Origin of the sequence: Mycobacterium sp., assembly GCF_050701675.1 — a bacterium.
Lineage (GTDB): Bacteria > Actinomycetota > Actinomycetes > Mycobacteriales > Mycobacteriaceae > Mycobacterium.
Genome location: NZ_JBOGDD010001192.1, coordinates 1 through 4,678, shown reverse-complemented (window position 1 = coordinate 4,678; position 4,678 = coordinate 1). Strand labels below are relative to the sequence as shown.

Sequence of the window (4,678 nt, the reverse complement as noted above, 5' to 3'; positions counted from 1 at the left end):
GCGGCTCCGTGATGCGGGCCGCGAAGGCCGCCGGCCGTGAGGTCTTCGGATACAACCGGTCGATCGACGGTGTGGAGGCCGCGCGCTTCGACGGGTTCGACGCGACCGCGAACCTCGGCGAGGTGCTCGAACGTGCCTCCGCAACCGAGGCACTGATCGTCCTCGCCGTACCGATGCCTGCGCTGCCGACCATGCTCGAGCACATTCGCGAGTCGGCGCCCGGCTGCCCGCTCACCGACGTGACGAGCGTCAAAGTCGCCGTCCTGCAATCAGTTCGGGAGCACGGGTTGCTCGACCGATTCGTCGGCGGTCACCCGATGGCGGGCACCGCGCACTCCGGCTGGGCGGCAGGCGACGAGAAGCTCTTCATCGAGGCGCCCTGGGTGATCAGCGTCGACGACCACGTCGACGCGAAGGTGTGGGCCGAGGTCATGCACCTGGCGCTGGACTGCCACGCCGTCGTCGTCCCCGCCCGTTCCGACGAGCACGACGCCGCAGCCGCAGCCATCTCGCACCTACCCCACCTGTTCGCCGAAGCGCTCGCCGTCACGGCGGCCGACGTGCCTCTGGCGTTCGCTCTTGCCGCGGGCTCGTTCCGCGACGGCACCAGGGTTGCCGCGACCGCGCCCGACCTGGTGCGCGCGATGTGCGAGGCGAACTCCGACGAGCTGCGCTCGGCATTGGACCGCGCCATCGATCTGCTGTCCCGCGCCCGCGCCGGACTGGCCACGACCGGCTCGGTGGCCGAACTCGTCGAATCGGGTCACGGGGCCCGCATGCGCTACGACGGCTTCCCCCGGCCGCAGATCATCGCGACCGCCATCGGCGAGGACGGCTGGCGTCAGGAACTGGCCGCCGCGGGACGCGCAGGCGGGGTGGTCAGATCCGCTCTGCCAATCCGGGGTAGTCGAGGATGAATCCGTCGTCGTCGACGGTGATGGTGGTGTCGGCGACCGGCGAGCGCAGCTTGATCCCGGCCTTGGGGTCCGGACCTTCGCTCGCATAGTCGATGACCACGGTTTCGACCGTCAGTTCCGGCAGCCGGACGTAGACCACGGGCACCGCGATCTCTTGGCTGCGCTGGTACAGCCCGGTACGCCGGATCGGCAGCGCGTTGAAGAACGGGCTGAGCATCACGTCGACGTCCAACGCGCCATCATGCGTCTCGCGCTTGGTCTGACTCTGGTGGTCCTGGACCATCCACATGTTCTCTTCGTCGCGGGCGATCGAGAGCTGGCGCTCCCGTTCGGCCAGGTTGACGGTCAGCGACAGGCGTTTGGTGGCCCCGGAATCATCGGTGACCAGGTCATATGACGCGCTGAACGCCGGATGCGACGGCGTGGCAGCGGCCACGATCCGGCCGTAGGCCTTGATGCGGTTGCCCGTCAATGACACCCGCACCGATTCCATTCGAGGAACGTCGTGTGCGCGCCAGGTCAGAATCGCCGGCCACTTGTCGTCTGAATCAGAGCGGACTTCTTCACTCATCCCTCTACCGTAGGCGACGGCCCCCTAGCTTCGTAGCCGCCTCGGGAATGCCCGTCAGATCGTGATGTCGACGCGGTTTCGAGCGCGACTTCGTCACCGAGGAGCGGCTGCGGCATCTTCCTGAAGCGGTCGGCGCCCGGCTCGGACAACCACACCGCGAAGGCCAGTGCCGCGTCGAGGATCAGAGCCAGTGCGGTGACCACCAACGCGCCAACCAGGGCCAGATAGAACTGGCGCACCTTGATGCCGTCGATCAGATAGCGGCCAAGCCCGCCCAGGCTGGCGTATGCGGCCACGGTGGCGGTCGCGACGATCTGCAGCGTCGCGGTGCGGACGCCGCTCAGGATCAGCGGGAGCGCGTTGGGCACCTCGACGCGCAACAGGACTCTGGACTCGGTCATGCCCATCGAACGCGCCGCGTCGACCACGTTCCGGTCCACGTTGGCGATGCCCGAATAGGTGCCTGCGAGCATGGGTGGAATGCCCAGCAGCATCAGCGCGACCGTCGGCGGCACCAGACCGAGGCCCCACAGCAGGACGCCGAGCAGCAGCACGCCGAGCGTCGGCAGGGCCCGCAGCGCGTTCACCCCGCCGACCACCAGGAACGTCCCGCGGCCGGTGTGCCCGATGATCATGCCGATCGGGATCGCGATGAGCGCCGAGAAGACCAGCGCGACGGCGGTGTACTGCAGGTGTTCGAATATTCGCGCGGTCAGTCCGGCCGGTCCGCCCCAGTTGGCCGCGGTGAAGATGTAGGACAGCGCCTGCTGCAGAAAGTTCATCGGGCGCCTGCCCGTGCTCGGCGGTCGGTCTTCACCCACGGCGTCGCGAGCTTGCCCGCGAACATGATCAGGGTGTCCACGACGATGGCGAGCACGAAGATCGCGACGATGCCCGCGATGATCTGGTCGCTCTTGTCGGCCTGATACCCCTCGGTGAACCAGGTGCCCAGCCCGCCGATGCCGATCACCGAACCGACCGACACCATCGAGATATTGGTGACGGCGACGACGCGGAGACTGGCGACGAGAACCGGAATCGCCAGCGGCAGTTCGACTTTCACGATCCGCGTGAGCGGTTTGTAGCCGACCGCGGTGGCGGCGTCGAGCACCGCGGGCGGGACGGCATCGAGCGCCTCCGGTACCGCGCGGACCAGCAGTGCCACCGTGTACAGCGTCAGGGCAACGATGACGTTGGCCTGATCCAGGATCCGGGTCGGGATGATCAGCGGGAGCACCACGAACAGGGCCAGCGACGGGATGGTGAAGATGATGCTCGCCACCACCGTCGTGAACCGCCGCAGCACCTTGGTGCGCTGCACCAGAGCGCCCAGTGGCACCGCGATCAACAGCCCGAGCAGCAGCGGCAACAGCGACAACCACAGGTGGATCAGCGTCAGGTCCCATGCCCCGCCGAGGTGAGTGAAGAGGTACCGCACTGGCTACCCCACCTCCGGAACCCGGCGCTGCTTCTGGAGCGCCTCCAGCACGTCGTCGGCCTTCACGCCACCGAGCAGTTGACCGTCGTCGTCGACCGCGACACCCAACCCGCTCGGCGAGGACAGCGCGGCGTCCAGAGCCAGCCGCAGCGTGCCCTGGGGCGAGAAGAACGAGCCGCCACCCACGGTGCTGTCGTAGAGCGGGCTGCCCTTGCGGTGAACGTCGACACCATCGCCGTTGATCCACGCGAAGGGCCTGCCGTCCGACTTCGTCACCAGCGCCCATTCACCCGATTCGAGCTCGAGGGTGTCGACGTCGGCTTCGACGACGCTGCGGACGTCGTGCAACGGCAGGCCGGTCGCCTGGAAGAACTGCAGGCCGCGGTAACCGCGGTCGTTGCCGACGAATCCCGAGACGAGCTCGTTGGCCGGGTTGGACAACACGAATGCGGGATCTGCGTACTGCAGCAGCTTTCCGCCCTTGCCGAACACCGCGACCTTGTCGCCGAGCTTGACGGCCTCGTCGATGTCGTGGGTGACGAACACGATGGTCTTGCGCAATTCGCTTTGCAGTCGCCGGATCTCGGCTTGGAGATCCTCGCGCACCACCGGGTCAACGGCACTGAACGGCTCGTCCATCAGAAGGATGGGCGGGTCGGCGGCCAACGCCCGCGCCACGCCGACGCGCTGCTGTTGACCACCGGAGAGCTGGGCCGGATAACGGTCGCCCAGCTTCAGGTCGAGACCGACCCGCTCCATGACGCCGAGCGCGGCCTTGCGCGCATTGCGACGGGACTCGCCCATCAACACCGGCACCGTCGCGACGTTGTCGACCACCTTCAGGTGCGGCATCAGCCCGGCGCTCTGGATGACGTAGCCGATGCCAAGCCGCAGTTTGACCGGGTCGACCTTCGTGACGTCCCTGCCATCCACGGTCAAGGTGCCCGACGTGGGGTCGATCATCCGGTTGATCATCCGCATCGACGTCGTCTTGCCGCAGCCCGACGGGCCGACGAACACCGCGAGGGTGCCCTCGGGCACCTCCAGCGTCAGGTCATCGACGGCGACGGTGCCGTCCGGATATCTCTTGGTGACACCGTCGAACTTGATCATGTCCGCCCTATCTTCGTGCTCTGGTCTTCGCGCAAGCGCTCATCCGGAAATCGGCTTGTCGAACCCGTTGTCCTGTACCCACTTACGCGCCGCCTGATCGGGGTCGATACCGCTGTTGCCCGACGTCGCGGTGTTCATCTCGATGAGCGCCTCCGTGGTGAGCTTCGCGGACACGGCGTCGAGCACCGTCTTGAGTTGATCCGACATCTTCTGCGAGGCCACCAGCGGAACGACGTTGGCGGCCAGGAAGTTGTTCTTCGGATCTTCCAGGACGACCAAGTCGTTCTGCGGGATCGCCTGCGACGTGCTGAAGATGTCGGCAGCCGTCACCGTGCCGTCGACGAGCGCGCGCACCGTGGCGGGCCCGCCGCCGTCGCTGATCGAGACGAAGTTCGCTGGCGCGATGTCCAACCCGTACTTGGCCTTCAGACCAGGCAATCCCTCGGCGCGACTCTGGAACTCAGACGGTCCACCGAACTTGACCTCGGGGGAGTGCGCGGCGAGATCGGCGATGGTCTTGAGATTCCACTTCTCGGCAGTCGCCCTGGTGACCGCGACGGTGTCCTGGTCGTTGGCGGGCGACGGGGTGAGGATCGACAGATCACCCGGCAGCGCGCGGTACAGCGCCAGCTCCACCGC

General features: G+C 67.2%; 6 protein-coding genes. 1 reads left to right on the top strand and 5 read right to left on the bottom strand.

The window, feature by feature from the left end:
• Positions 1-917 (top strand): prephenate dehydrogenase (locus ACRDUX_RS36995; RefSeq protein ID WP_526421875.1); only part of this gene is annotated, 917 nt, incomplete at its 5' end.
• Here ACRDUX_RS36995 and ACRDUX_RS36990 read toward each other — a convergent pair.
• The 5 genes from ACRDUX_RS36990 to ACRDUX_RS36970 form a co-directional block, all read right to left on the bottom strand.
• Positions 880-1,488 carry a putative glycolipid-binding domain-containing protein gene (locus ACRDUX_RS36990; RefSeq protein ID WP_526421873.1) on the bottom strand — a complete coding sequence of 203 codons (609 nt, stop codon included), beginning with the start codon at positions 1,486-1,488 and terminating at the stop codon, positions 880-882. The two genes, ACRDUX_RS36995 and ACRDUX_RS36990, sit on opposite strands and share 38 nt — an antisense overlap.
• Positions 1,485-2,270: an ABC transporter permease gene (locus tag ACRDUX_RS36985; protein ID WP_526421871.1), complete on the bottom strand. Its 786-nt coding sequence runs from the start codon at positions 2,268-2,270 to the stop codon at positions 1,485-1,487. Before ACRDUX_RS36985 ends, ACRDUX_RS36990 begins: the two co-directional genes overlap by 4 nt.
• Positions 2,267-2,926 carry an ABC transporter permease gene (locus ACRDUX_RS36980; RefSeq protein WP_526421869.1) on the bottom strand — a complete coding sequence of 220 codons (660 nt, stop codon included), beginning with the start codon at positions 2,924-2,926 and terminating at the stop codon, positions 2,267-2,269. Before ACRDUX_RS36980 ends, ACRDUX_RS36985 begins: the two co-directional genes overlap by 4 nt.
• Before the next feature lie 3 nt (positions 2,927-2,929).
• On the bottom strand, positions 2,930-4,039 hold the full coding sequence (locus tag ACRDUX_RS36975; RefSeq protein ID WP_526421867.1) for an ABC transporter ATP-binding protein: 1,110 nt from the start codon (positions 4,037-4,039) through the stop codon (positions 2,930-2,932).
• A gap of 39 nt (positions 4,040-4,078) precedes the next feature.
• The coding region (locus tag ACRDUX_RS36970; protein WP_526421865.1) for an ABC transporter substrate-binding protein at positions 4,079-4,678 on the bottom strand (600 nt) is incomplete at its 5' end.

What these genes read in the sequence shown, in the direction of transcription:
- ACRDUX_RS36990 (WP_526421873.1), bottom strand. Translation starts at nt 1,488, where the DNA reads ATGAGTGAAGAAGTCCGCTCTGATTCAGACGACAAGTGGCCGGCGATT.
- ACRDUX_RS36975 (WP_526421867.1), bottom strand. Translation starts at nt 4,039, where the DNA reads ATGATCAAGTTCGACGGTGTCACCAAGAGATATCCGGACGGCACCGTC.
- ACRDUX_RS36985 (WP_526421871.1), bottom strand. Translation starts at nt 2,270, where the DNA reads ATGAACTTTCTGCAGCAGGCGCTGTCCTACATCTTCACCGCGGCCAAC.